General features: G+C 58.1%; 17 protein-coding genes. 2 read left to right on the forward strand and 15 right to left on the reverse strand.

What is annotated here, in order from left to right; all coding sequences use genetic code 11:
- Positions 1-160: 160 nt before the first annotated feature.
- The 8 genes from GDN47_RS20185 to groES form a co-directional block, all read right to left on the reverse strand.
- On the reverse strand, positions 161-670 hold the full coding sequence (locus GDN47_RS20185; protein ID WP_152094101.1) for an Hsp20/alpha crystallin family protein: 510 nt from the start codon (positions 668-670) through the stop codon (positions 161-163).
- A 95-nt stretch (positions 671-765) separates the two neighbouring features.
- On the reverse strand, positions 766-1,242 hold the full coding sequence (locus GDN47_RS20190; RefSeq protein ID WP_113353018.1) for an Hsp20 family protein: 477 nt from the start codon (positions 1,240-1,242) through the stop codon (positions 766-768).
- Between the two features lie 291 nt (positions 1,243-1,533).
- Positions 1,534-3,744: an amylo-alpha-1,6-glucosidase gene (locus GDN47_RS20195; protein ID WP_152094102.1), complete on the reverse strand. Its 2,211-nt coding sequence runs from the start codon at positions 3,742-3,744 to the stop codon at positions 1,534-1,536.
- A gap of 13 nt (positions 3,745-3,757) precedes the next feature.
- Positions 3,758-4,852, reverse strand: a complete 1,095-nt coding sequence (locus GDN47_RS20200; RefSeq protein ID WP_152094103.1) for a glycosyltransferase family 4 protein — start codon at positions 4,850-4,852, stop codon at positions 3,758-3,760.
- Between the two features lie 84 nt (positions 4,853-4,936).
- Entirely contained in the window at positions 4,937-5,350 is a 414-nt protein-coding gene (locus tag GDN47_RS20205; protein ID WP_113396496.1) for a hypothetical protein, read from the reverse strand.
- 292 nt (positions 5,351-5,642) lie between these two features.
- Positions 5,643-5,882 carry a hypothetical protein gene (locus tag GDN47_RS20215; protein ID WP_069614229.1) on the reverse strand — a complete coding sequence of 80 codons (240 nt, stop codon included), beginning with the start codon at positions 5,880-5,882 and terminating at the stop codon, positions 5,643-5,645.
- Between the two features lie 54 nt (positions 5,883-5,936).
- Positions 5,937-7,565 carry a chaperonin GroEL gene (gene groL / locus GDN47_RS20220; RefSeq protein ID WP_152094104.1) on the reverse strand — a complete coding sequence of 543 codons (1,629 nt, stop codon included), beginning with the start codon at positions 7,563-7,565 and terminating at the stop codon, positions 5,937-5,939.
- 54 nt (positions 7,566-7,619) lie between these two features.
- Positions 7,620-7,934 (reverse strand): co-chaperone GroES, encoded by a 315-nt coding sequence (gene groES / locus GDN47_RS20225; RefSeq protein ID WP_113353012.1) that lies wholly within the window; start codon positions 7,932-7,934, stop codon positions 7,620-7,622.
- Between the two features lie 278 nt (positions 7,935-8,212).
- Between groES and GDN47_RS20230 the strand changes: the two genes are divergently transcribed.
- The gene (locus tag GDN47_RS20230; RefSeq protein ID WP_069614226.1) at positions 8,213-8,485 is read left to right on the forward strand and encodes an usg protein; all 273 of its coding nucleotides are present in this window, start codon (positions 8,213-8,215) and stop codon (positions 8,483-8,485) included.
- Positions 8,486-8,897: 412 nt separating this feature from the next.
- Here GDN47_RS20230 and GDN47_RS20235 read toward each other — a convergent pair whose 3' ends face one another.
- The 3 genes from GDN47_RS20235 to treY form a co-directional block, all read right to left on the reverse strand.
- Positions 8,898-9,272, reverse strand: coding sequence for a GFA family protein (locus GDN47_RS20235; RefSeq protein WP_113396563.1), 375 nt, complete (start codon positions 9,270-9,272; stop codon positions 8,898-8,900).
- A 748-nt stretch (positions 9,273-10,020) separates the two neighbouring features.
- Positions 10,021-12,087, reverse strand: coding sequence for a glycogen debranching protein GlgX (gene glgX, locus GDN47_RS20240; protein ID WP_145635683.1), 2,067 nt, complete (start codon positions 12,085-12,087; stop codon positions 10,021-10,023).
- A gap of 97 nt (positions 12,088-12,184) precedes the next feature.
- The gene (gene treY / locus GDN47_RS20245; protein WP_152094105.1) at positions 12,185-14,659 is read right to left on the reverse strand and encodes a malto-oligosyltrehalose synthase; all 2,475 of its coding nucleotides are present in this window, start codon (positions 14,657-14,659) and stop codon (positions 12,185-12,187) included.
- A 128-nt stretch (positions 14,660-14,787) separates the two neighbouring features.
- Here treY and treZ point away from each other — a divergent pair, with 128 nt between their 5' ends.
- On the forward strand, positions 14,788-16,548 hold the full coding sequence (gene treZ, locus GDN47_RS20250; protein WP_152094106.1) for a malto-oligosyltrehalose trehalohydrolase: 1,761 nt from the start codon (positions 14,788-14,790) through the stop codon (positions 16,546-16,548).
- A gap of 80 nt (positions 16,549-16,628) precedes the next feature.
- On the opposite strand, the gene GDN47_RS20255 is transcribed toward treZ, so the two are convergent.
- From GDN47_RS20255 to GDN47_RS20270, 4 genes are all read right to left on the reverse strand, one after another.
- Entirely contained in the window at positions 16,629-16,973 is a 345-nt protein-coding gene (locus GDN47_RS20255) for a response regulator (RefSeq protein WP_113353009.1), read from the reverse strand.
- 114 nt (positions 16,974-17,087) lie between these two features.
- A complete protein-coding gene (gene glgB / locus GDN47_RS20260) occupies positions 17,088-19,325 on the reverse strand; it encodes a 1,4-alpha-glucan branching protein GlgB (RefSeq protein WP_152094107.1) in 2,238 nt (745 codons plus the stop codon).
- Entirely contained in the window at positions 19,322-22,615 is a 3,294-nt protein-coding gene (gene treS / locus GDN47_RS20265) for a maltose alpha-D-glucosyltransferase (RefSeq protein WP_152094108.1), read from the reverse strand. The genes glgB and treS overlap by 4 nt, the downstream gene beginning before the upstream one ends.
- 1 nt (position 22,616) lies before the next feature.
- Positions 22,617-25,832 carry an alpha-1,4-glucan--maltose-1-phosphate maltosyltransferase gene (locus tag GDN47_RS20270; protein WP_152094109.1) on the reverse strand — a complete coding sequence of 1,072 codons (3,216 nt, stop codon included), beginning with the start codon at positions 25,830-25,832 and terminating at the stop codon, positions 22,617-22,619.
- Positions 25,833-26,191: the final 359 nt, after the last annotated feature.

Consider the following 26,191-nt stretch of genomic DNA (forward strand, 5'->3'; position numbering starts at 1 on the left):
AGACCTTCCGGGTGCGAGATCGAAAGATCAAAAGCCACGTCTCACGAGCACGCGCGACATCGGTTAAAATGCTCGGCGCGAATTCGATAGGTGGTGCTGCTTCGATCCATTAGGACCTTATTGGCGGCCGCCGGGGCAGCCGCCGGCTGGATTGAATCGATCAGCTCTTGATGGCAATGCGTTTGACTTGCGACTGCGCCTTCTCACTCTTCGGCAAGGTCACGGTCAGCACGCCATTCTTGAAGCGGGCATCGACCTGCTCTTCGTTGACCTCGACGCCAAGCGGGATGCGGCGCTCGAAGCGGCCGTAATAGCGCTCGGAGAACTGGCGATCCTTGTCCTCGTTCTCGGAACGCTTTTCGCCCTTCAGCGTCAGCACACCATCGTTGAGCAGGACCTCGATGTCGTTCTCCTCAAGCCCGGGCACTTCGGCGGTCACCTTGATCTCCTTGGCAGTGTCGGAGATCTCGACGTTCGGCCAGCCGGCACTGAAGACGGAGCCGTTTCCGAAGGATGACAGGCCGGTGCCGAAGCGGCGGAAGACATTATCGAATAGACGGTTTACCTCGCGATGAAGCGACAGGAAGGGATCACGGTCGTCGTCGCGCAGGACAGTCGGAATCTGATTGCCATTGTTGCGATTCCAGGGAATCAAATCGCGAACACTCATGTTTTTCTCCTTTCCGTTTGCTCACTTGGCAAAGTTCGCCTGGAGGCGCCGAGCCATGCTCGGCGCCTTTGTGCGAATTGCGCTTGTGTGGAAGCTTAAGCCGCCTGCTTTTCGGCCTCTATCTGCTTCGTCTCAGGCTTTGATAGAGCCATGTCGGTCGTAATGGCGATCTGGCGCGGCTTCATTTCTTCGGGGATTTCGCGCTTGAGATCGATCGTCAGCAGACCATTGACGAGACCGGCACCTACCACCTTGACGTGATCGGCAAGCTCGAACCGGCGCTGGAACGAGCGGCCGGCGATGCCGCGATGCAGATACTGCACATCTTCAGCGTTTGCCTTCTGGCCCGAGACGACGAGCATGTTCTGCTCCTGGGTGATCGTCAATTCGTCCTGCGAGAAGCCCGCCACTGCCATGGCGATGCGATAGCTATCCTCGCCGGACTTGACGATGTCGTACGGGGGCCAGTTGTCGATCGTGTCGACGCGACTTGCCGCTTCGAGCGCATTCAACATTCGATCGAAGCCGATGCTCGACCGGAACAGGGGTGAGAAATCGAGGTTTGTCCTCATAGCCATATCCTCCTTATAAGCAACATGGATACAAGGAGACGCCAAGAGCATGACGTCTCCTGGACTTCGTTCGATTCCCATTGGGCAATCGAACAATATTAATATAATTCCGTGGCTTACAGTTTCAAGAGTAGCGCAACTCCCCGACAAAAAAATTGATTTTCGCGTGACCAGATTCGGGTAATACGGCAGATGCCGAGCGGCAGAGTTACTGCTCTGGTTGACGTACTGGCTCCGATAGAGAGAAACCGGAATAGGCAAGGCGACGACACTGCCTTCTTCGCCGCCCGCCTATGCCGTTGTCAGCACCCTGATATCGCCTCGACGATCAATGACGTCGACCACGACGTGGCGACCGGATCGGCGGATGGTGACGTCGGCCGACCCATTGCCGATCTGCAGGCGCCGCAGCGACACCTCATCGAGGAAAGGAGGCAGCTGCGGCTCGTTGAAGCTGACGTGCTGCGCGTTCGGGTCAAAATCAAGGCCTAGGCACGATTGCAGCAGGAAGAGCGGCGCGGCGGCCGCCCATGCCTGCGGAGAACAGGCGACCGGATAGAAGGTCGGTCCCTGCGCGTGCTGGCGCGGCAGCCCGCAGAAGAGTTCAGGAAGCCGGCGCAGGTCGATATAGGTCGACGCCGTAAACAGGCCTTCGAAAATCCGCGCTGCTTCAGCGCGATAGCCGTAGCGGGCAAGGCCGGCGGCAATCAGGGCATTGTCATGCGGCCAGATCGAGCCGTTATGATAGCTCATGGGATTGTAACGCGCCTCGGTCGAGGCAATGGTGCGGACACCCCAGCCGCAGAAGGACGAAGCACCCATCAGCGTTCGGGCAACGACGCGTGCCCTTTCGGGATAGGCTATGCCGGTGAAGAGGGCATAGCCGGCATTGGACGATCGAACCCTGCAAGGGCGCTTATTTCCGTCCAAAGCAAGCACATAAGTGCCAAGTTCCTCGTCGAAAAAGCTCGTGTCGAAAGCCCGGCGCAAGCCCTCCGCCCTCGCCAGGAATTTCGCGGCTCGTTCCGCCTTGCCGAGCCTGCGAAAGATCTCGGCGGCCCCCTGCCAGGCGCCGTAGAGATAGGCCTGCACCTCGGCAATCGCGATCGGTCCCTTCGCAAGCGTGCCGTCGATGTGAAAGATGGAATCGTGGCTGTCTTTCCAAGCCTGATTGATTAGGCCCTCTTCCGTCCGTCGTCCATATTCGACGAAACCGTCGCCGTCTCGATCGCCATGTTCGTCGATCCAGGCAAGAGCCGCCTCGATGGCAGGGAGCAGCGACTGGATCGTGGCAAAATCTGCCGTACGTTTGAGGTATTCGCCAGCCAGCAGCACGAAGAGGAGCGTGGAGTCGATACTGCCATAATAGCGGCGGAAGGGCACTTCACCGAGTTCGGCCATCTCTCCATAGCGGACCTCGTGCAAAATCTTGCCTGGTTCCGCGTCCGCGATAGGGTCGATCTCCGCCGCCTGGTTGGCCGCCAGGTGGCCGAGCACCCCGCGGGCGATCTGCGGATCGAGCCAGAGCGTTTCCAGCGCGGTGATCAGGGCGTCGCGGCCGAAGACGGTGCTGAACCAGGGAATGCCGGCATAGGGATAAGGTCCTTCCGGCTTGTCGGTCATCAGCATGTAGAGGTCGGAGACGCTGCGGCGAACCACCTCGTTGAAGATCTCGTTGGACGTAACGATCGATGCCGCGCGTGAGGAAGACGAACGCAAGGCTCGGCGCGCATCCCTTAGAGCAAGGAAAAAGGAACGGTGGCTCGGTCGCCGGCCAGCGACCCGATCGCAACCTATCTCGATGAAAAACGATCGCGCCTCATGCGGCTCAAGATGGAGATCATAAATAACCTGATCGCTGCAAATTTGATCCGGCCTTGGATCAAAGCAAATGCGGGTCGACCGCTTTCGCTCATCAAGCCCGATATAAGAAAGCAAGATCGAATCCTGCTCCACCACGGGGGTAAGATGGCGGCCTTTACGCACTCTCACAGTTCCGCGAACCTCGAACAGGTCGGCGAAATCGGCCGCAAATACGATTTCGACACGAACATGCTGCCGCCGATCGTCATAATTCCGGATGGCCAGCCGCTCGTAGCAACCGCCATTCCACAAGAAGCGGGATCTGCGAAGATGAATGAGATCATGGCCGAGCGTGAGCTTACCTTTTTCGTCGAAAAGATCGGGGTTGGTGAGATCGCAGGTGAGCGTCGCGTTATCCTCACGCAGCGTCGACGACAACAGCATTGGCCGCTTGCCGTTGATCGTCAGATAGAAATGCGAGAGATAACGCGTATCACGATGGAAAAGGCCCTCCGGGCTACCAGGCCCGGAAAGCGCATCGCCATTGTGGTCGAAGACGGCGAAGGTATCGCCGTGCTTCAAGGTGCGCGGTCGCCGCTCCTGCAGGGATGCGGTTGCCGGTATGAAGAATTGCGCCACCGGGGCGGCCGGCTCTGCCGACGCGACGGATGGCTTGCTGTCCACAGAAGCGGTCGACATGCTGCCATGTCTCCTACGCCACGACCTGGAGATCCAGATCCTGGCCATTGGCTCGGCGCAGTGACGCCGCCTTCGTGCGAACGCCGGGCAGGTTACGATAGATAGCGAGATAGTCTCGCGCCATCCGTTCCGCGCTGAAACGCCGTTCGAAAGTCGCGCGTACCTTGTGGCGATCCATGCGCAGCGCCCATTCGACATTCTCGGCCGCCTCCGTAACACTATCGACGACGATGCCTGAAACACCGTTATCAATCACTTCCGGAACCGAACCGCATCCGAACCCGACTACCGGGGTGCCGCATGCCATTGCCTCGATCATCACCAGCCCGAACGGTTCGGGCCAGTCGATCGGGAAAAGCAACGCGCCGGCATTACCAAGGAAATCGGCCTTCTGGTGCTCGTTGATTTCGCCGATGAACTCGACGTTCGGATGGCTCTTGACCATCGGCGCGATCACCGTGTCCCAATAGGCCTTGTCCGCATTGTCGATCTTGGCGGCGATCTTCAGCGGCATACCAACCTTGGTTGCGATGCGGATCGCGCGATCCGGACGTTTCTCGGGGGAGATTCGTCCCAGGAAGGCAAGATAGTTGCCTTTGGGCTTTGCCGTGAAGGAAAGAAGATTGGTCGGAAGACCGTGATACACGGTTCCGGACCAGTTGACCGGTGGCATCGGGCGACGCTGATCATTGGAGATCGATACAAGCGGGATATCAGGAAAAGCCTTGTAGAAAGGCTTGAGATCCGGCAGGTCGAGACGTCCATGTAGCGTCGTGACTGTACGATCCGAAAAATCCCGGATCAGCGGGAAATGCAAGAGATCAATATGGAAATGTAGGACATCGAATTCATGCGCCCGCCGGCGGATCTCCTCCAGCAGGACGACTTGATGCGGAAGATGATCCTTGACGGCCGGATTGAGCCTGAGCGCGACCTCCGAGCACGCCACCAAGGTTGCATCGGTAACGGAGTCACCGCTAGCAAACAGCGTGACGTCGTGACCCTGAGCGACAAGTTCTTCGGTAAGATAGGAAACGATGCGCTCGGTTCCCCCATAAAGCTTCGGTGGAACGCTTTCGGCAAGCGGCGCAATCTGGGCGATCTTCATCGGCAAAACCTCCTCATAAGAGCAAAGAATGGACGGCAAAAATCGGGTAGCGTCCTAAAAAGGCACGCGTTTACAAGGCGACGTCTAGGCTTCTGATATCTGGCGGCGGCGACCTCCCTTTCTCAGGCTGCTAGAAACAAAACGGCCGGTAAAACGGCGCAGCCGCGATCTCTGGCAACGAAGTTTATCGGCCTCCGCAGGCCGCGACGAGATCATGTCTTGGCCGTCATCCAAGGACTTTAAAGCGGCGATGATGTCGTCATAGGAGACGACATGGTCCGCGCCTGGAAAGCGCCGAAAGCCGGGCATCGATTCGATTGCGAATATATCCGAGGCCCAGGATGCAAGAATGGCGCGCTTGTGATCCTTGGTGATATGCTCCGCCGACAGAACATCGCGCGGATGGGCAAAATGTCGGGCAGGATACAACAAATGCGCCGACGTGACCGCAGCGGTGGATGGGTCGCTCATTGTGATACTGTCGGTTTCCTTTCTCATATCTGGCTCCATCGATGTCTGATCGCTGAGTTCTGGCCACGTTAGGAAGCTTCAGCTTGGTCCGTTACCCTCCATGGCGCCCCCTCAGCAAATGAATTGCCTTCGAGCTCGGAGAGTGCCGCCGCGCGCAAGGCTGACGGTTCGTGCAGGGCTCTGCTATAATATCTTGCGACCGTCGTCATGATCTGCGCAACGGCAGTAGGATCACGAGAGACCCCTTTAGCACGCGCTATCGATTTGACGACGTCCATGCAGATCCGCAGATCTTCCCGCGAAAGAGAAAGATGGCTGTTCATCCTTCCGCCACCTCCGGAAAGGTGCCGCGCGCACCCTGCACCAGTATTTTCAGCTGCCGCGGATTTCGTACTCCCTGGCGGTATAGTTCTATTACTATAGCAGCGATCCGCTCGCCCTCTTCCGATTTGCGCGGAATATCCGCCGCTGCCCGGATCTCATCAAAAACGCGCTGACAAAGGTCCAGGTCGCGCGAATCGAGCGGCGCATCTGATCTCTTGATGATCGTCTGAACCATTCGTGATCTCCATTGCGGAGCCCGCTCCACCAGAAGGTGGAGCGGGCTTGACCGTTAGAAGTCCATTCCAGCTCCAGCAGGCAATGCGGGAGGTGCCTCCTTCTTCGGCTTTTCGGCAATCATGGCTTCCGTCGTCACCAGCAAGCCCGCGACCGAAGCTGCATCCTGAAGTGCGGTGCGCACGACCTTGGCCGGATCGATGACGCCTTGAGCATAGAGATCGCCATATTCATTCGTCTGGGCATTCCAGCCATAGGAGAAGTCGGTCTTCTCGCGCAGCTTGCCGACGATGATCGAACCTTCCGCGCCGGCATTCTCTGCTATTTGGCGAACCGGCGCCTCGATTGCCCGGCGAACAATATCGACGCCGACGCGCTGGTCGTCGTTTTCCGTCTTGAGACTGTCAAGCGCCTTGACGGCTCTCAGCAGAGCAACGCCGCCGCCCGGCAGGATGCCTTCCTCGACCGCGGCTCGGGTTGCATGCAGCGCGTCATCGACACGGTCCTTCTTTTCCTTCACTTCGACTTCGGTCGAACCGCCAACGCGGATAACGGCAACGCCGCCAGCGAGCTTGGCAAGGCGTTCCTGCAGCTTTTCGCGGTCGTAGTCAGAGGTGGTTTCTTCGATCTGGGCCTTGATCTGGGCAACACGGCCTTCGATGTCCGATTTCGAGCCGACGCCATCGATAATGGTCGTATTCTCCTTCTCGATCGCCACCTTCTTCGCCCGGCCGAGCATGTCGAGGGTAACGTTCTCGAGCTTGATGCCGAGGTCTTCGGAGATGACAGTGCCGCCCGTCAGGATGGCGATGTCTTCCAGCATGGCCTTGCGGCGATCGCCGAAGCCCGGAGCCTTGACGGCAGCGATCTTCAGGCCGCCACGCAGCTTGTTGACGACGAGGGTCGCAAGCGCTTCGCCTTCGACGTCCTCAGCGATGATGAGGAGCGGCTTGCCGGTCTGAACGACGGCCTCCAGGATTGGAAGTAGCGATTGCAGGTTCGAGAGCTTCTTTTCATGGATGAGGATATAGGGATCCTCGAACTCCACCCGCATCTTGTCGGTATTGGTGACGAAATAGGGGCTGAGATAGCCGCGGTCGAACTGCATGCCTTCAACGACTTCGAGTTCGGTTTCGGCGGTCTTGGCTTCTTCAACCGTGATGACGCCTTCGTTGCCGACCTTCTGCATGGCTTCGGCGAGATAACGGCCGATCTCGGCATCGCCGTTAGCCGAAATGGTGCCGACCTGGGCGATCTCCGCATTATTGGAGATCTTGCGGGCGTTGGTCTTCAGTTCCGCCACGACAGCGTCGACGCCGAGGTCTATGCCGCGCTTCAGATCCATCGGGTTCATGCCGGACGCGACCGCCTTGGCGCCTTCCTTGACAATCGCTTGAGCGAGAACCGTCGCTGTCGTGGTGCCATCGCCGGCAAGATCGTTGGTCTTGGAGGCGACTTCGCGCAGCATCTGGGCGCCCATGTTCTCGAACTTGTCTTCCAGTTCGATTTCCTTGGCGACGGTAACACCGTCCTTGGTGATGCGCGGAGCGCCGAAGGACTTGTCGATGACGACGTTACGACCCTTCGGGCCGAGCGTGACCTTCACCGCATTGGCGAGCACATCGACCCCTCGCAGCATGCGTTCACGGGCATCGGTGTGAAACTTGACTTCTTTCGCAGCCATTTCTTTAACTCCTCAATAGGCAGCTATCAGACTGATGGTTCGTGGCGTGGAGGCTCAGGCAGCCTGTTTCCGCTCGGCCTGGGCTTCAATAATGCCCATGACATCGCTTTCCTTCATGATGAGCAGGTCTTCGCCGTTGATCTTGATCTCAGTGCCGGACCATTTTCCGAACAAGATGCGATCGCCGGCCTTGACGTCGAGGGCCTGGATCTGGCCGGCGTCGTTGCGCGCGCCCGGCCCGACGGCGATAACCTCGCCTTCCTGCGGCTTTTCCTTGGCGGTGTCGGGAATGATGATGCCGCCCTTGGTCTTTTCCTCGGAATCGACGCGGCGGACAAGAATGCGATCATGAAGCGGTCGGAACGACATGTTTTCCTCCGTTGAGCAAAAAAGATGACGTTGATCCCCTCACCGGACCGGATGACCAGTCCGGGCGGGTGCAAAACCTCGTTCGAGCCTTTTGCGCGAAATGATCTGGTTTTGGTATTTTTCGATTTCAAGAGGGATGGACAAAAAAATTAGCACTCACCTCAGGCGGCTGCTAACATGCTGGAATGGAACAAGAAAATGGCACTCTGCGTTGAAAACCCATTGATGGCCGCAAAAATTTGCGCCACCATCCGACTGTCACGAAACGGAGATGAAGCATGCGATTTTCGTCGGAACTGGAAGGTCAACTAAACGGCTATGGGCTGACCACCGCGCATATCCTCTATCACATTCCCGATTTCGAATCCGTCCTGCAGACCTACGTCTGGCAGGATTACGACCTGGCGCCCGATTTTCCCGAAATGCATAGGTTTCTCGATTTCTGGCAAACCAATCTCGACGGGCCGCTGCATTCCGTCCGCTACAGCCATCGGCGCCTGATCGGTCCAAACGAATGGCGTCGTGTCGAAGGCGAGTTCAAGCTCCATTAGGACCCGAACCGAAACTTTCCTTCCCCAGTCTTCGATAATCAAGGCTTGATGAGCTCGGTCGTTCTCCCTTGCCAACCCTCGACAGGCCGGGGAGGCTAAGGCTCAGCTCCTGCCGGGCGGAGAAGATTATCGGCTGGAAGGATTTGAATCCTTGCTGGTCTTTTAGGTTCATCAGGAACGGGGGCGCGTCATCCTCGTAACGCCCTCGTGATTATTTATTGCATGCGAAGAATGTCAGCATCGACGGGCCGATATCTCCATCAGTCCTGCTCACGGCTTTCGCCAATAACTTTGTCGATCAGACCTTCATTGCGTGGGAAGGCCGAGTAAGCGGAGAAGCATTCCAGTCACGCGTACCATTTGGTCCGCTTTTCCTGTTTTTGACGGCGGCTAGCCCGCCATCATGCGCGCCTCATCGTCTATCCTCCTCGTGCTGCTCCGCGCCTTCGATCGATGAAAGCCAGGGTTCCCGCCGTTTGGTCCAAACCTCATAGCTGGGTCTGAGATGCGTGGGTGCCGCGCTCAGGACTCCAAGCTTGATCTCGACCTCGCTATCGCCAACGGCAAACACGCGCGAACCGCAACGCGGGCAAAACTCGCGTCCAGCAAACTCGCTCGTCGCGCCTTCATAGTGAAATTCACTTGCGGGCCATAGGCCGAAATAAGTGAAGGCGGATCCGCTTTCCTGCCGGCAATCCGTGCAATGACAAATGCCGATACGTAGCGGTTTTCCGCGCACCGTTAGACGCACTTGCCCGCAACGGCATGATCCGGTTAATTCCTTCATGGGATTGTCCGCGTCATCGCTTACATTCGTGATTGGGCCTTCCCCGCGACTGACCTGTTCGGTCCGCCAGCGTCCATCGGACAGCTGGTAGCTGATTTCGGTATCTTCGCCGCCCTGCTGTTGGCGGGCCGCCGCAGATTTGGCGGCGGCAAGCGCACTCCCGTGATCGGGAAACGTCTCCGACCAAACATCACCGACGCGATAGGCAAAACCCTCGTCATGGATACCAACGTGATATGTTAACGGCATTAGTTCCTCCGGCTCGGCCGAGCACTCGTGGAATTTGGAAACGGTGCGACAAGGGTCGATCCCTTACAGGAGGAACACCCATGCATACACTCATGCATTATCTCACGGCCTCCCATCAAAGTTCGGAGACCAGGAAAAGTTTCCAAACAGCAACAGATATTTAGGTTTGCAAGAAACAAAACGGAGCCGACCGGCCTGGATTCCAGACCAAAATTCCGGTGAATGGCAGTTTTACATACCGCGAGAGCTAATGGGATGGGCAACCCGTATTGTTCGCGGCATAGCACAAGAAATCATATGAGCTACAAAACGACAACCAAGTGCCAATATTCGTTTCATCGGCGGCCGGGGCAGTGAGATAACTAAAGCCGCATACCGCCGGAATAACCTAATATCGACGGTACCTTCGACTGGACGGGATCGAGATTTCCGTCGCTTGTCCGAGCTTCCACGCTCTTAAAGACCCGCGACGTGCATTTTCATTTCACTCACGCTTGTTTCAGGCGGGCCTCAAAAGCGAGAGACTGCGGGCTTCAAGTTTCAAGAATTTCTTGTCGACCCCGCCCCGATCCTGCCCATCAGGATCGGATGTCGATAGTTCCAGCGCCCAGCGTTTGTCATCCGGCAAGGTAAAGTCGACATCTCCATCACGAGGGTTGAAAAGGACTAGAATATCATCCCAGCCCTCTTCGAAGGGTTGCTCACGCGACAGGCGCAGGCCGATCGCCGTGTTTGCTTCATCGTCCCATTGCTCGTCCGTCTGCTCTCCGCCGGTCGGATTGAGCCAGGTGACAATCAGACCATCGCGCCAATTTTCTCGTCTGAGGATGGAATGTGCCTGACGCAAGGCGATCAGCCGTTTGACGAAGGTATAAAGCGCCTCGGCGCTGCCATATCGATCGTCCCAATGCAGCCAGCTGAGTTCGTTGTCCTGACAGTAGCCATTGTTGTTGCCCATCTGGCTGCGGCCGGCCTCATCACCCGCCAGCAGCATCGGCGTACCATGCGACAGAAAGAGGGTCGCGAGAAAATTGCGTTTCTGGCGCTCTCGAACGGTATTGATGGCTTCATCATCCGTCGGACCTTCAGCGCCGTAATTGTAGCTGCGGTTGTCGTTGTGGCCGTCATTGTTGTCTTCGCCATTGGCCTCATTATGCTTCTCGTTATAGGAGACGAGATCATTAAGCGTGAAGCCATCGTGGGCGGCGATGAAATTGACAGTGGCCCACGGGCGGCGGCCACGAAGATCATAAACGTCGCCCGACCCTAAGATGCGGGCGGCAAAATCCCTTGTCATGCCAGGTGTGCCCTTCCAGTAATCCCGGACCGTATCGCGATATTTGTCATTCCACTCCGCCCAGCCCGGCGGAAATCCCCCCACCTGATAACCGCCGGGGCCAATGTCCCACGGCTCGCCGACAAGTTTGACTTTGGCAAGCACCGGATCCTGGCCGACCGCGTCGAAGAAGCCGCTGCGCTGATCGAAACCCTGGGGTTCGCGGCCAAGAATGGTGCCGAGATCGAAACGAAAGCCATCGACATGCATTTCTTCGACCCAATAGCGCAGCGAGTCCGTCACCATTTGCAGCACGCGCGGATGCGACGTGTTGATCGTGTTGCCGGTGCCGGTGTCGTTGATGTAGTAGCGGGGCTGGTCCGGCAGGGTGCGGTAATAGGAGAAATTGTCGATACCCTTGAAGGAAAGGGTCGGACCGAGTTCATTGCCCTCCGCGGTATGATTATAGACGACATCGAGGATGACCTCGATACCGGCATCGTGGAAGGCACGCACCATGTCGCGAAAGCCTGAAAGGCCCTTAGGCCCGTAATAACGAGTTGCCGGCGCGAAGAAGGCAAGGCTGTTGTAGCCCCAATAGTTGTGCAAGCCCTTGTCGAGCAAGTGACTGTCATCGGGAAAGAAATGGATGGGAAGGAGTTCGATGGAGGTGACGCCGAGGCTCTTGATGTAATCGACGACCGCCCCGTGCCCCAGACCGTCAAAGGTGCCACGCAACGGCTCCGGAATTGCCGGATTCAGCATCGTCATTCCCTTGACGTGCGCCTCATAGAAAATGGTCTCAGGCCACGCGACCGACGGCTTGTTATCCGATGTTTCATTCTTGAGGTCGACCACACGGCATTTGGGCACCTGTCCGGCGCTATCGGTCTCGTCGAAGGAAAGATCCTTTTGCTCGTCGTCCAGACGATAGGCGAACTGGGCTTGCGACCATTCGATGTTGCCCACAAGCTCGCGGGCATAGGGGTCGACGAGCAATTTGTGCGCATTGAAACGATGCCCTTTTTCGGGATCGAACGGGCCGTGCACGCGGTAGCCATACAAGGCACCTGGCTTCAGTCCAGGCACATAGCCATGCCAGATTTCATGGGTATATTCCGGCAGAGCGATCCGCTCGACCTCCTTTCCGCTTTCGTCGAAAAGGCAGAGTTCCACCTTTTCCGCATAGGCGCTGAAAAGTGCGAAATTGACACCCTCTCCGTCATAATTCGCTCCCAGGCGCGTGTAATCTCCAGGCTCGATCGCATGCCTCTTGCCGCCTTCCGTCATGAAATCCTCGTGATCGTTGCTGCGCAGCAGAAACACCCTGTGAAGCGCTTTGTTCCGGCTTTGAGGTCGGACTACGCATGCATCGGCGCCAGGATCGTCACCGGTTCCCCACGAGAAAGGATAGGGAATGATCGGTAAACAGCTGTGCTGCCAGAAGATCGCCAGCTGACGAAGGCTTATCCGTCAAGAGATCGTATAGCGGCGCCTTGAGCTCTCGCGGCATCATCACAGCGGTGTCTTTCCAGAAATCCGATGAAGGCATATCGACCAGACGCGGCACGATCGTAACCGCTGTTTCCCGCTCGTGAACGCGAGCGAAAGCCACGAGATTGGACGCTCGTGCGCCGCTGGTTTCCAAAGGCACATATTCGCCCTCGAGGAAAAGAAAGGGGTGCTGATTGCGATAGCGCAGCACCGTGCGGATGACATGCCGTTTCAAGAAAGCGGGATCCATCGCGAGGGCACCGGCCGCTTCCGTGTCAGTCCACGGATGGTCGACCGGTCGTCGATTGTCCGGATCGACAAGGCTGAAATCGAGACGCTCGCTACCCTGATAGATGTCGGGAACACCGGGAGCCGTGAGCTTGATCAGCAACTGCGACAGGCTGTTGCGGAAACCAAGCTCCATGAAAGGACGCAGCGTCCGGTCGAAATCACGGATGAACTCCCGATTATCCTCCGAAAACAAGGCGGCGGCATAGGCCTCGACCGAATGCTCATAGGAAGGGTTTTCATCCATCCAATCCGTCCGGAGCTTGGCTTCTCGGATCGCCTTCAACACATAGGCGCAAAACCGTTCCTTCAGTGCGTTCCGATCGGCTCCTTCGATGTCCTGCGGCCAGATGCCGGCAAGCGCCTGGTAAAGCATCCATTCGATATTGGGCTCGGGCGCGGGTCCATCGGCAAGGCTGGAGCGAAAAGGAGAATTCATGTTGCGCCATCGCTCGACGCCTGCAATCCAGGCATCAGGATCCTGCGTAAGGCCGTATAGGCGGGCGCGAGTGTCTTCTCCCCGCTTGGTATCATGCGTCGAGGTCGTGGAAAGGCCGCAGCGTTGCCGCTGAAACCGGTCGTTCATGAATTGATGAAAGGCCGCCACCGAGCCCGGTGGCGCGTGTGGCTCGCCTCCGACCTCGTTCAATGCGATGAGGCGGTTATACCGATAAAACAGGGTGTCCTCGACCGCCTTTGCCATGATCGGACCGCTGAGCTGCTGGAATCTGGCTCGAAACTCCAGAGCTTCGGCTGCAGAAACCTCCTCTTTCAAAAGACGGGCGAGTGCATCGAGGGCATCAACGGTCGACAATCGGCTTCTTGCCTTCCCACAGGCAATCTCGACGACCGTCACATCATCGGACGATGCAGCTCCCTGATAGGCATAGGTACGGTAAACCGGGAAGGCGACCAGCAGCTCGCGAAGCGCCGACGCTATTTCCTCCTCGTCGAAATCCGCAAAAATCGAGCATGCCAGCCTCGTCAGACGCCTCGTCTCACCGGCGAAATTGCGCTCGACCATCAGCAGCTTCGCCTTGCGCAAACCTGTGGCAAAGTCGGCATCTTCCTCGCTAACGGGCCTGTAGGCTTCGTCCAGCTTGCGCAATCCCTCCTCGTTCACGAAGAGATCGGCCATGGCGGCGATGAATTCGTAGCCGGTCGTTCCCGCCACCGGCCAATCCGCCGGCAGCTTCTCACCACGGGCAAGGATTTTCTCGACTACGATGAACGTGTCCGGGCCAACGGCTTGCCGCAAATGCTCGAGATAGCCCTTCGGATCGGCCAGTCCATCGATATGGTCGACGCGTAATCCTTGGACCTGTCCGGAACGAACCAATTCGATGATCAGCCGATGCGTGTCGTCGAAGACCCGTGGGTCCTCCACCCGCATCCCGACCAGGCCTGCCACCTCGAAGAAGCGCCTGTAGCTGAGGTTTTCGGCGGCATCTTTCCAATAGAGCAATTGCCAATGCTGTTCCGCGAGAAGTTTTCTCATGGCGGCCGCATCCCTCGAAAATGCGAGCAACCGCTCCGCATCCGTTCCTATGTCCGCTGCCAGCCGGTCGGCACTTGCGATCGAAAGCGGAAGCAGATTGTCGAAGTAGGCCAGATAGATGCAACCATCCGCAGGCTCGTAGCGAAGACGAAAGTCCGCCGCGGCCAGGCTTTCCTCCAACGGGCGTCCCAGAAGTGGCAAGGTGAGCTTGCGTTGCCAGTCGATATCGAAATGGCCGGCATAGACACTGCCCGATCCACGCCGCAACACGTCACGCCACCACACGTTTTCCACGGAAGCGGCCATATGGTTGGGCACGATGTCGAGGATCAGGCCCAGCTTCGCCTGTTGCAAGACCGCACAGAAAGCATCGAACCCAGCGCGACCGCCAAGCACCGGGTCGATCTCGTTCGCATCCGTGACATCATAGCCATGCGTCGATCCCTTCTTGGCCGCAAAGATCGGCGAGGCATAGACGTGGCTAATGCCGAGACGCTTCAGATAGGGAACCAGCTCCGTTGCCCTTTCAAAGGTGACATTTCCGCGAAACTGCAGGCGGTAGGTAGAGGTTGAGACGGTCATGGCTTCCTCGCTGCGTCGGGGGCTCTTAAGAACGGAACTGAAAGAGATCTGTTCCCACCCCAGGAACCGTTCCGGTCAAGATGCGTTGGATGCAGGAAAATTTCAGCGTCATTGACGGATAGGGTGTCATGCAGCACGGCTTCGCATTTGGACCACAAATCAATGAGAATGCGGTCTTGTTCCGCTTGTGGGCGCCCTTGGCGGAGAGCGCGCTCGTCCGCATCGAGCAGCGCGGAGAATGGGCCATGCGGCGGAGCCAGGACGGCTGGCATGTCGTCGAAGTCAACGACGCGCAGATCGGCGATCGCTATAAGTTCGTGCTGGCCGATGGGTTTGCCGTGCCGGATCCTGCCTCGCGCTTTCAGCCCGAAGACGTTCACGGCCCGAGCGAGCTGATCGATCCAACGTTCACGTGGAAAACGCAGGGATGGAAGGGACGCCGCTGGGAGGAGATCGTCATCTACGAACTGCATGTCGGCGCCTTCACGGAAGCTGGCACATTTCTGGCGGCCATCGAAAAGCTCGACCATTTGCAGCGCCTCGGCATAACGGCCATTCAAATCATGCCGCTTTCGGATTTTCGCGGTCGGTATGGATGGGGTTACGACGGTGTTTTGCCCTATGCACCAGATGGCAGCTACGGCCGCCCCGAACATCTCAAAATGCTCGTCGATGCAGCCCACGAGCGCGGCATCTGCGTCTTTCTCGATGTGGTCTATAATCATTTCGGGCCGGACGGAAACTATCTGCCCCGCTACGCGCCGATCTTCGGCGACCGGCACGAAAGCGTCTGGGGCAAGGGCCTGAACTACGATGGCGACAGCAGCCGCTTCGTCCGCGATTTCGTCATAGAAAACGCTGTCTATTGGCTGAGCGAGTTTCGGATGGATGGTTTGCGGCTCGATGCCGTTCACGCGATGAAGGACGATAGCGATCCGCATATCCTTCTCGAACTTGCCGGTCGCGTCAGAAGCGCCTTCCCTGAACGCCATGTGCACCTGATCGTCGAAAACGAGGATAATGAAGCGGCTCTCCTCGCGCGCGATGACGACGGCAAGCCGCGCCACTTTACCGCACAGTGGAATGATGACATCCACCACGCTCTCCACGTGGCGGCCACAGGCGAGACCTTCGGCTACTACGAAGATTATGCCGATTGGACACCGCGCCTGAGCCGCGCGCTTGCCGAGGGCTTCGCGTTTCAGGGGGAGCACATGGAATATCGAGGGCGGCCAAGGGGATCGCCAAGCGTTGGCTTGCCGCCATCGGCCTTTATCTCCTTCATCCAAAACCATGACCAGATCGGCAATCGAGCGCGCGGCGATCGTATGATTTCTTCCCACCCCATCGAGGCGATAAAGGCTATCGCAGCCATCTATCTTCTCTCGCCCCAGATCCCCATGCTGTTCATGGGTGAGGAATGGGGCGCTACCGATCCCTTTCCCTTCTTTTGCGATTTCGATGAGGAGCTCAACGCCAAGATAAGGCTTGGCCGCAAGGAGGAACTGAAGCGCCTGCCCGGCTTCGAAGCGGAGGATGCATGCGACCCGACGGCCGAAGCCACCTTCCTCCGCGCAAAATTGCGCTGGGATAAAATGGATGAGAACCCGGCAACGGGACGCTATTACCGGCAGTTGCTAGAGCTCAGACATCAAATGGTCGTGCCGCTCCTCGTCGAAGCGCATAGTTGCTTGGCGACCTACGATCCAGACGCCTCGCCAATCCGAGTGCGCTGGAAACTCGGGTCTACAAATCTTCATTTGGCAGCCAATTTGTCGAACACGCCTGTTATTTTGAAAAGTCCGATCGAGGGACAAGCATTTTTTTCGTCGAACGGCATGACAGACAACTCGATCGGACCATGGGGAATTGTCTGGAGCCTGTCGTGAGCTATTTCGCAAATCTGAGGGACGAGCTTCTACTGCCCTTCAGGCAACCCGATCCCCTCAGAGGCCAAGCCTACTTAACCTTATAGGCGCCGCGCCTTTTCCAAGGCATCGATGATTGCTTTGTCGGTGAATGGCTTGTCGATTATTCCAACCGCGCCTTCAAGGCCATAACCAACCCGCTCCGGGCTGCCGGTCACAAAGATCACTTTTATCCTGAACCGATCCGTCAATCGGCGAGCAAGCCCCGCTCCGCTATGGCCATCGGCCAAGCCGAGATCCACGAAAGCCACCTCTGCCTTTGACGCGTAGGCCAGGGCCTGTTCCGCGGTCATGAAGGAGCCCACGACTTCGTGGCCAGCTTCGATAGCGATGCGCTCCAATTCCAGTGCCACCAAGGGCTCGTCTTCGACGATCATGATTTTCATTAGCAACCTCCTCATGCAATAAAAGATGGATCAAATTGGAAGAAAGACGATGTTCGCTACCGGACCGTTCCGCGCAACCACGACGGCATCGACTACTTCCCACGACGCGGAACTTCAGGATTGCTCACCTCCCGTCATCGCTTCTCCATCCTCAAAGAGAAACATCGCTGTCGAAAGAGGGGCAAGATCGACGAGAAGAGACTGGCGGCGCCCATGCGCGGGAAAATCGTCGCTAAGACGATCACCAGAGCCCATACCTGCTCCGCCATAAACTAAATCATCGGTATCGAGTATCCGCCGCCAGAGGCCGGCAAAAGGAACACCTACCCTATATCCGCTCCGGAAAATCGGAGTGAAATTCGAAATGACCAGAATGGCCGGCCGCCGTCCAGCATCAAAGCGCAGCATCCCGAAAACCGACTGTTCGGCATCATCCGCAACCGCCCACTCAAAAGCGTCCGGCATGGTATCGCCATGCTGCAGGCATGGAAAATGCCCGTAGATTCGGTTGAGATCGCGCACCAGCCGCTGCAGGCCAGCATGAGAGGGTTCATCCAGGAGATCCCATTCGACGGAACCGTCATGGCTCCATTCCGACCATTGACCGATCTCACCGCCCATAAAGAGAAGCTTCTTACCCGGGTGCCCCCACATGAAGCCGAAAAGAGCGCGAAGATTGGCCATCTTCTGCGAGGGATCGCCAGGCATCTTGGCGAGCAGGGAACCCTTTCCATGCACGACTTCGTCATGTGAAAACGGCAGGATGAAGCGTTCGCTGTAGGCGTAGATCATGCCGAAGGTCATCGAGCCATGATGATACTTTCGATAGACCGGATCGTCGGACATGTAATGGAGCGTGTCATGCATCCATCCCATATTCCACTTCATGTCGAAGCCGAGCCCGCCTTCCGCGGCGGGTTTTGTGATGTTCGGAAAAGCGGTCGACTCCTCCGCGATCATCAGCGCGTGCGGGTGGCGTTCGTGAACGATGCTATTCAAATGCTTGAAGAATTCGATGGCTTCCAGGTTTTCGCGCCCGCCGTAACGGTTCGGGATCCATTCGCCTTCCGGGCGGCTATAGTCGCGATAGAGCATGGAGGCGACGGCATCGACGCGCAATCCGTCCACATGATAGCGCTCAAGCCATTCGAGCGCGCTCGCGATCAGGAAGCCTTTGACCTCGTTACGGCCAAGATTATAGATCAGCGTGTTCCAGTCGCGATGGAAGCCCTCTCGCGGATCTTCGTGCTCATAAAGGGCGGTGCCGTCAAAACGCGCCAATCCCCAGACATCCGTCGGAAAATGCGCCGGCACCCAGTCCAGAATGACACCGAGCCCTTCCTGGTGGCAGCGATCGACGAAATATGCGAAATCTTCGGGCGTGCCATGGCGCCCGGTCGGCGAAAACAGACCGAGCGGCTGATAGCCCCATGATCCTCCGAAAGGATGCTCCATGATCGGCATCAGCTCGATATGGGTGAAACCCATTTCGCGGACGTAGGGAACGAGCCGCTGCGAGAGTTCGATCCAATCCAGCGCGCGGCCGCCATCTTCCATGTTGCGCAGCCAAGAGCCGGCATGGACCTCATAAATCGAAAGCGCCTTGGCGAAATGATCGGTGCTTCGGCACTTGTCCATCCAGTCATGATCGTTCCAGCGGAAAGGCTCGGACGAAGCCACCACGGACGCCGTCGATGGCGCCGGCTCCGCGGCCCGTGCGACGGGATCGGCCTTCTGCGGAAGCGGATTGCCGAAGCGATCGAGAATCTCGAACTTATAACGCTCGCCGTCCGTGATATGCGGAACGAAGATCTCCCAGACACCTGCCTGCGGCCGGAGCCTCATCGGATGGCGGCGTCCGTCCCAGGCGTTGAAGTCGCCGACCACGGACACGCGGCTTGCATTCGGCGCCCAGACCGCAAAACGCACGCCCGCGACATCGTCGATTGTCATCGGATTTGCGCCGAGAGCCTTGCTCAGGTTGTAATGCGTCCCTTGCGAGATCAGATGGAGATCAAGATCGCCGAGCAGCGGCGCGAAGCTATAGGGATCGGCCGTCACCTGGACCGCGTCGGGCCATTGAATTCTCAGATAATAGGCGTTGCGTTCGGCAAGCATCGCGCCGAACAGGCCGGCCGGATGGATGAGATCGGCCAATGCCAGAACGCGATCACTGTCTCGATCGAGGATTTCAACACGCAAGGCTCCCGGAAGATAGGCCCTGACGCTGTAGCGGCCGTCCACACCTTTGTGCATGCCGAGGATCGAAAAAGGATCTCCATGCCGTCCCTCCACCACGGCATGTATCGAACCCGCATCCACTCCGCTGAGAATATCGGCAACGTCGCTCATGAGCGGCTCTCCGAAAGTCGGGCTATGATCGCGGCAAGTCCGTTCAGCGGGATCGGAAGCCACTTAGGACGGTTCCGGGCCTCATAAGCGATCTCATAGGCAGCCTTCTCCAGAAGAAAGATATCGATGATCCGCCGCACCTCGGCGGGCGTTTTCGGCAAATCGGGCGAAGCCGCCAATGCCTCGATATAGGATGTCAGAAAAATGCGTTCCGCACTTTCCGCAAAGCGGCGGATCACCTCTCGGCGGCGGGCATCATGATGATCCGAAATAGCGTCGTTTTCGAGCATGGCGGTCGCCGAGAGATAGTCGAGCGACCGCAGCAGGCCGGCAGCGTCGCGCAATGGGCTCGTCTTGGCGCGACGCTCCGCGAGATTGCGCGCCGGCTCGCCTTCGAAATCGATAATGACGGCATCGCCCTCCGTCACCAGGATCTGGCCAAGATGGAAATCGCCATGCGCACGCGTCAACAACGTGCCTTTCGCCTCGTCCGCCAGCGCACCGGCAAGCTCGAGGATCCTGTCGCGTTCGGCAAGCAGCAGGGATATCTGTTCCGCGATCTCGGGCTCGACACTGTCTTCGAGGCCGGTCAGCTTGGAAAAGGCATAGGTGATCTCGCCCGTTACGGTTTTACAAATGCCGGCGATATCGCGTGCTTCCGCCCGACGTGGCGCGAAGGCTTCGTTGTCGGTCGGTTGCGCCAATAAGACATGCAATTCTCCGAGCCGTTCGCCGACCATGGAAACGAAATGCAGAAGCGGCTGCAGCTGCTCATCGGCCGCCTCGACGGCGGACTCCGTGATAACAATCTCGTCGGCAGTGCGTCGGAGGTTGGACAGCATCCAATTCCAGGCATCGCCCTGATTGCGGATCGCTCCTTGCACGATGATAAGCGTCGATCGGCGACCTTCGCCGTCGGTCCGAGCCACCTCGCCCAGAAGAGGGGCAGTATGCTCGTAACCATGTTCCGTCAGATAGCGCGTCATTTCGACTTCCGGATGGACGCCGACGAAGACATGGCGGATCAGCTTGATCATCGCCAAGTCGCCCACGAGCAACGAGCTATTGGATTGTTCGGCCGAAAGCCAACGGATCGGCATGTCCTCCGTCAGGGCCAGGCAATCGAGCCGGTCGGTGCCGATGAATTCGATCATGCCGGTGCGTCCGCTGACCGTCGAGCGGTCGCACAGGCCCTGAAGGATGCCACGCGCCATTAGTTCGATGGCAAATCCATCAGTCAGGAATCCCACCCGCCTGCCCTGCCGGATACGGGCAAGGGAAAGCTGCTGGGCGAGCACGTTGGTCGCCGTATCGTCCCATTCGGCTGCGAGCGGCAACTGGTAGCTTTCCACATGATCCGGCAGCACGACCTCGATCTCTCCGAGCACGACACCGTCGGCAAAGGGTATCGGCGTCGCGGAAACGAGCCTTGCCTCCTGCAGAGCCTGGTCCTTGGCGCCGAACCAACGGCGCTTCGCAAGATAGGCCGGCAGGATATCCCTGCTCAACACCGCCGCGTGATGCGGCAGCTCGGCAAGTTCCGTGAGGCTGCGCCGGATAACGATCGTCACCAGATCGACAAGTTGCTCGGGCGGTGCCGTGCGCCAGGCTGGTCCGTCGGCCTCGGCAGCGAGCTGGAACCAGAAAAAACCATAGGGCGGCAGTGTGAGCAGGTAGGTGAGCTGTCCGATCGGCGGGAATGGCGACATGCCCGTCAACTCCACGGGAACCCGCCCTTCGAACTGCTGCAGATCGAGCTCCACGGCTTGAGGAACGCGCGACAGGTTTGCGACGCAAAGAATGACCTCGTCACCATATTCGCGCAAATAGGCGAGAATCCGTCGGTTGGCCGGTGCCAGGAAGCGCATCGAACCCCGCCCAAAGGCGCTGTGGCGACCGCGCAGCGCCAGCATTCGCCGTGTCCAGTTCAACAGCGAATGCGCGTCCGACACCTGTGCCTCGACGTTCAATGCCTCGAAGCCATAGAGCGGATCGGCAACCGGCGGCAATACGAGGCGCGCTGGATCTGCGCGCGAAAAGCCGCCATTGCGATCGGGAGACCATTGCATCGGGGTGCGCACGCCGTCCCGGTCGCCGAGATATATATTGTCTCCCATGCCTATCTCGTCCCCATAATAGACGATGGGCGTTCCCGGCATGGACAGCAGCAACGCATTCATGAGCTCGATACGGCGGCGATCGCGTTCCATCAATGGCGCCAGCCGCCGTCGGATGCCAAGGTTGATGCGGGCGCGCTTGTCGGAGGCGTAGGTCTCCCACAGATAATCGCGTTCAGCATCGGTGACCATTTCGAGCGTCAACTCGTCGTGATTTCGGAGGAAGATCGCCCATTGGCAGATTTCGGGAATTTCCGGCGTTTGACGTATGATATCGGTGATCGGGAAGCGATCCTCCTTGGCAATCGCCATGTACATGCGCGGCATCAAGGGGAAATGGAACGCCATGTGGCATTCGTCGCCGTCGCCAAAATATTCTCGCGTGTCTTCCGGCCACTGGTTTGCCTCGGCAAGGAGCAGCACGCCGGAATGTGTTGCATCAAGCGCCGCGCGGATCTGCTTGAGGATCAGATGTGTTTCCGGCAGGTTTTCGTTGTTGGTGCCCTCGCGCTCGACAAGATAGGGGATCGCATCGAGCCGGAAGCCGTCGATGCCGGTCTCAAGCCAGAAGCGCATGACATCGATAATTTCCTTCATGACCAGCGGATTATCGAAATTGAGATCGGGCTGGTGCGAATAGAAGCGATGCCAATAATAGGCGCCCGCCACGGGATCGAATGTCCAGTTCGACTTTTCCGTATCGAGAAAAATGATGCGGGTCTCGGGAAATTTCAGGTCGGTATCCGACCAGACGTAGAAGTCACGTTCGGGGCTTCCGGCAGGCGATTGCCGCGCGCGCTGGAACCAGGGATGCTGGTCCGACGTGTGGTTGATGACAAGCTCGATGATGACGCGGATATTATGTTCATGCGCCGCCGCCACGAACTTCCGGAAATCCTCTAGCGTCCCGTAGTCCGGGCTGACATTGCGATAATCTGCGATATCATAGCCGTCATCGCGTCGGGGCGAGGGAAAAAACGGCAGGAGCCAGATGGCATTGACGCCGAGTGCGGCTATATAGTCGAGCTTCTGGTACAGGCCCTCGAAGTCGCCGATACCATCGCCATTGGCATCGTAAAACGACTTGATGTGCAGCTGGTAGATGATCGCATCCTTATACCATAGCGGGTCGTCGGCAAGTTTATCGCTCTCGGCCATGTGAACAGTGTCCATCTCAGACCTCCCCTGCCCTGACGCGCCAGATGGCAAACGGCAAATGGGCGGGATCGAGCCTAATCATCTGCCACTTGCCCGTACGGCTGAATCTTTGCCCGCTGACGAGATCCTCGAAAGCGAGTGTGCCATCGTCTGCCAGGCCGAACCGCCAGAGCGGAAATTCGACATTGCTTTCCTCTATCGCGTGCGGATTGAGCGTCACGGCCACAAGCAGAACGTTGTGGCGCCCGACGCTTGCCTTCTCGAAAAACATGACGTTGGGGTTCGAGGAGGGCAGGAAAGTCAGGCCGAGATGCGAATGCAACGCTGAATTATCCTTGCGAATGCGATTGAGGATCGAGATCTCCGCCTTGATGTTACCCGGGCGGTCGTAATCCCAGGCGCGGATCTCGTATTTTTCACTATCGGCATATTCCTTGCGCTTGGCGTCCGGCCGTCCTTCGCAAAGCTCGAAGCCGTTATAGACGCCCCAAAGACCGGATAGGGTGGCAGCGAGCGCGGCCCGGATGAGATAGGCGGAGCGCGGCGCGTTCTGGAGGAAGTCCGGGTTGATATCATGCGTGTTGACAAAGAAATGCGGGCGAAAGAATTCCCTCACCTCACTTTGAGTAAGTTCGGTCAGATATTCCTCCAGCTCCGCTCTTGTGTTGCGCCAGGTGAAGTAGGTGTAGGACTGGGAGAAGCCGACCTTCGCCAGCCGGTACATCACCTTCGGCCTTGTGAAGGCTTCCGAAAGGAACACAACCTGCGGATGACGCGCGCGGATATCGCCGATCATCCACTCCCAGAAGGGAAAGGGCTTGGTATGAGGATTGTCGACGCGGAAAATTTCCACGCCTTCCTCGATCCACATTTCGACGATGTCGCGCAGTTCGGCCCAAAGTGCTGGCACCGCCTCCGGCGCGTAGAAATCGACATTGACGATATCTTCGTATTTCTTCGGCGGATTTTCCGCATAACGGATCGTGCCGTCGGGCCGCCAGTCGAACCAGCCCGGATGTTCCTTTAGCCACGGGTGGTCGGGGGAGGCTTGAATCGCTAAGTCGAGTGCGATCTCCAATCCGAGCCGCCTGGCTTCCGTAATCAGATGCTCGAAGTCATCGAATCCGCCAAGGAGGGGATGGATCGCCTCATGCCCGCCGTCCTCCGAACCAATCGCGTAAGGACTGCCTGGGTCAGTTGGAGCGGCGATGAGAGAATTGTTGCGGCCCTTGCGGTTGGTGTGGCCGATCGGGTGGATCGGCGGGAAATAGAGCACGTCAAAGCCCATATCTCGGATGGCCGGCAAGCGTGCGATGACGTCCTCAAAAGTGCCGTGGCGATTGGGGTCACCGCTCTGCGAACGTGGAAAGATCTGATACCAGCTCGCAAAGGCCGCTTCGCGGCGCTCCGCTTCCACACCATAAGTTCGCGAGTGCGAGGTAAAGGGGCGGCGGTCGGCGAGCGCCATGAGGTCGTTTGTTCGTGTGGCAAGCAGCAATTCGAGCCTGCCTGGCCCGTCACGCCTTTCGAGCTCGGCAAGCAACGTCGCGAGTTCCGCCCTGTCCTCGTCCCTCATCGATATGCCATCATCGGCAGCAGCATCGCGGATCAACTCCTCACCTTCGATCAGTTCCAGCCGCAGATCGAGCCGCGCTTCACTCTTCTTGAGAAGCTCGTGGCGGAAGATGGCGAAGGGATTTTTCCACGCCTCGACCATGAATTCGAAGCGCCCGATGCGATCGAGCAGGAAGGAGCCCCGCCATCGATCGTTTTCGCAAAGGACCATTCTCGTTCGACGCCACTCAAGCTCGTCGCGGGCGCGATAAAGGAGGGCGGCCGACAGCAGATCGTGGCCATCGGCAAAGATGTCCGCCTCGGCGATCAGCGTGTCGCCGACGATGCGCTTGACCGCGAAACGTCCATCATCGACCTGCGGGGTAACAAGTTCGATGGCGATGCGCGGAGAGGCCGTCGCTTCAGCGAGGGACAGTTCCCCTTCGTCAGCCGAAACCAGAGGGCGGATCTCCGTTGTGACGGCGCGCACCTCGCCTGGAGCGATTCTCCGGCTACCAGCCACCGCCTCGACGGGCAGGAAAGGCAAGGCCAAGCGATGCATGATGTCGTCAGGCAGTTCCGCGGTACGACGCAGATCTCTGTTGACCGCGAGTAGCCGCGTACGCGTTGCATCCCGCAATGTGGATCGATCAGCCTGCGCGATCACCGTGACTTGGCTCGCTGTTTCACATTGAAGAAACATCCATCGAGTGGACGCGCGTGGAACGGAATTCAGGTCGCGTATATCGGCCGAGATATCGTAAGCTCCCTCGGCCTTGAGGACACGCAAACCCTCTCCATGCCCATATGTGGGATCGAGCGGCAAGGTGGCGCCGAATTCGAATCCCATCGGCACAAGCAACCCATCGCCGAGCTCGGCCGCGAGATGGAGAGCGCGGCGTGATTTTCGCTCGCGGATTTCCCTGCTTTCGCTGCCATGCGCGATGCGCCTTCCAAACGGCGCTTCCGGAAAGGTGATCTGTGGCCCGAAAGGCAGCTGCAGGCGATACTCTTCAAGGAACCAGCCTTCGCGCAGATCCCACCAAGCAAGCGACGAAAAGGCTCCGTCGAACCCACAGTCTTGCAATTCTAATCGAAAAGCGAAGTCAGTTCCCGGGGTATAGGCAAAGAATCTCGTTTCCGGATCCGCGATCCTCGCACTTGCCATCAATCGTCGCCAACCATCAGCGGGCAGGCTGTCAAGGCCAATGACCCGATACCCCATGATCCCGCAGGACGCGAAGTCTGCGAGGCGGGTTTCCCATTCGCCGGTCACCTCGCTCGAATATGGCGCGCGGGGCTGAGATGGAGAGCTCGGCGACCGCCGTGGGTCGAGAGGGGTCGAGACGCCTGTTTCTGCGTTGCACGGCTTTATCGCGAGATCGAGCATAAATGCCACACCCCGCTCGCGCGCATCTTTTGCCAGGGCGAAAAGACCCTCCTTCACTTCATCTTCAAGTTTGGCCTCTGCGTCCGATCGCGTGTAATTCTCCATGGAACGAAGACCGGCACGTCTCCCGTCGAGGAAGGGCGGAGCGGAAAGTACAATATCGAAACCGAGAGCGCTTGCATGATCAAAGGCTTCATTCCATTGGTCTCGTCCAGTTAGGAGCAACGGATTTATATAGTAAATCCGGGGATGGCTAAACGCGTCGGCCGGCTCGGCTGCAAACGTCATCAATTTGTTCTCCACGCATCAGGCGGAAATAAATTGTCCCTCCCGGCGATACCAAGACCAACCATCGAACGACTTGCTTGTTCCCTCCAATCGAGCAACTTTCATTTAAACAACCCACTCATGAAGGAGCATCGCTCGCCCTTCAGACGAAGATGCTTTCACTTCCGTTCGCAATAGATTGGCAAAAAGCGCTCGCTCGTTTCTTCCTCGGGCAGTTCGTCGCCACACATTCCCCAGCGCTGTCTACTGTCGACACAGCACCCCTCACTGGCCATTGTCGTTCGAAACGACGTTGCGCCTCCACAACCGCATCTCCTCAACTGCGCGGTGACACCAACCGATCAGGATACAGAAGGTTC

The sequence above is a fragment of the Martinezella dioscoreae genome (assembly GCF_009176305.1).
In the GTDB taxonomy this organism is placed as follows: Bacteria; Pseudomonadota; Alphaproteobacteria; order Rhizobiales; family Rhizobiaceae; genus Rhizobium; species Rhizobium dioscoreae.

What these genes read in the sequence shown, in the direction of transcription:
- GDN47_RS20185 (WP_152094101.1), bottom strand. Translation starts at nt 670, where the DNA reads ATGAGTGTTCGCGATTTGATTCCCTGGAATCGCAACAATGGCAATCAG.
- GDN47_RS20190 (WP_113353018.1), bottom strand. Translation starts at nt 1,242, where the DNA reads ATGAGGACAAACCTCGATTTCTCACCCCTGTTCCGGTCGAGCATCGGC.
- GDN47_RS20195 (WP_152094102.1), bottom strand. Translation starts at nt 3,744, where the DNA reads ATGTCGACCGCTTCTGTGGACAGCAAGCCATCCGTCGCGTCGGCAGAG.
- GDN47_RS20200 (WP_152094103.1), bottom strand. Translation starts at nt 4,852, where the DNA reads ATGAAGATCGCCCAGATTGCGCCGCTTGCCGAAAGCGTTCCACCGAAG.
- GDN47_RS20205 (WP_113396496.1), bottom strand. Translation starts at nt 5,350, where the DNA reads ATGAGAAAGGAAACCGACAGTATCACAATGAGCGACCCATCCACCGCT.
- GDN47_RS20215 (WP_069614229.1), bottom strand. Translation starts at nt 5,882, where the DNA reads ATGGTTCAGACGATCATCAAGAGATCAGATGCGCCGCTCGATTCGCGC.
- groL (WP_152094104.1), bottom strand. Translation starts at nt 7,565, where the DNA reads ATGGCTGCGAAAGAAGTCAAGTTTCACACCGATGCCCGTGAACGCATG.
- groES (WP_113353012.1), bottom strand. Translation starts at nt 7,934, where the DNA reads ATGTCGTTCCGACCGCTTCATGATCGCATTCTTGTCCGCCGCGTCGAT.
- GDN47_RS20230 (WP_069614226.1), top strand. Translation starts at nt 8,213, where the DNA reads ATGCGATTTTCGTCGGAACTGGAAGGTCAACTAAACGGCTATGGGCTG.
- GDN47_RS20235 (WP_113396563.1), bottom strand. Translation starts at nt 9,272, where the DNA reads ATGAAGGAATTAACCGGATCATGCCGTTGCGGGCAAGTGCGTCTAACG.
- glgX (WP_145635683.1), bottom strand. Translation starts at nt 12,087, where the DNA reads ATGACGGAAGGCGGCAAGAGGCATGCGATCGAGCCTGGAGATTACACG.
- treY (WP_152094105.1), bottom strand. Translation starts at nt 14,659, where the DNA reads ATGACCGTCTCAACCTCTACCTACCGCCTGCAGTTTCGCGGAAATGTC.
- treZ (WP_152094106.1), top strand. Translation starts at nt 14,788, where the DNA reads ATGCAGCACGGCTTCGCATTTGGACCACAAATCAATGAGAATGCGGTC.
- GDN47_RS20255 (WP_113353009.1), bottom strand. Translation starts at nt 16,973, where the DNA reads ATGAAAATCATGATCGTCGAAGACGAGCCCTTGGTGGCACTGGAATTG.
- glgB (WP_152094107.1), bottom strand. Translation starts at nt 19,325, where the DNA reads ATGAGCGACGTTGCCGATATTCTCAGCGGAGTGGATGCGGGTTCGATA.
- treS (WP_152094108.1), bottom strand. Translation starts at nt 22,615, where the DNA reads ATGGACACTGTTCACATGGCCGAGAGCGATAAACTTGCCGACGACCCG.
- GDN47_RS20270 (WP_152094109.1), bottom strand. Translation starts at nt 25,832, where the DNA reads ATGACGTTTGCAGCCGAGCCGGCCGACGCGTTTAGCCATCCCCGGATT.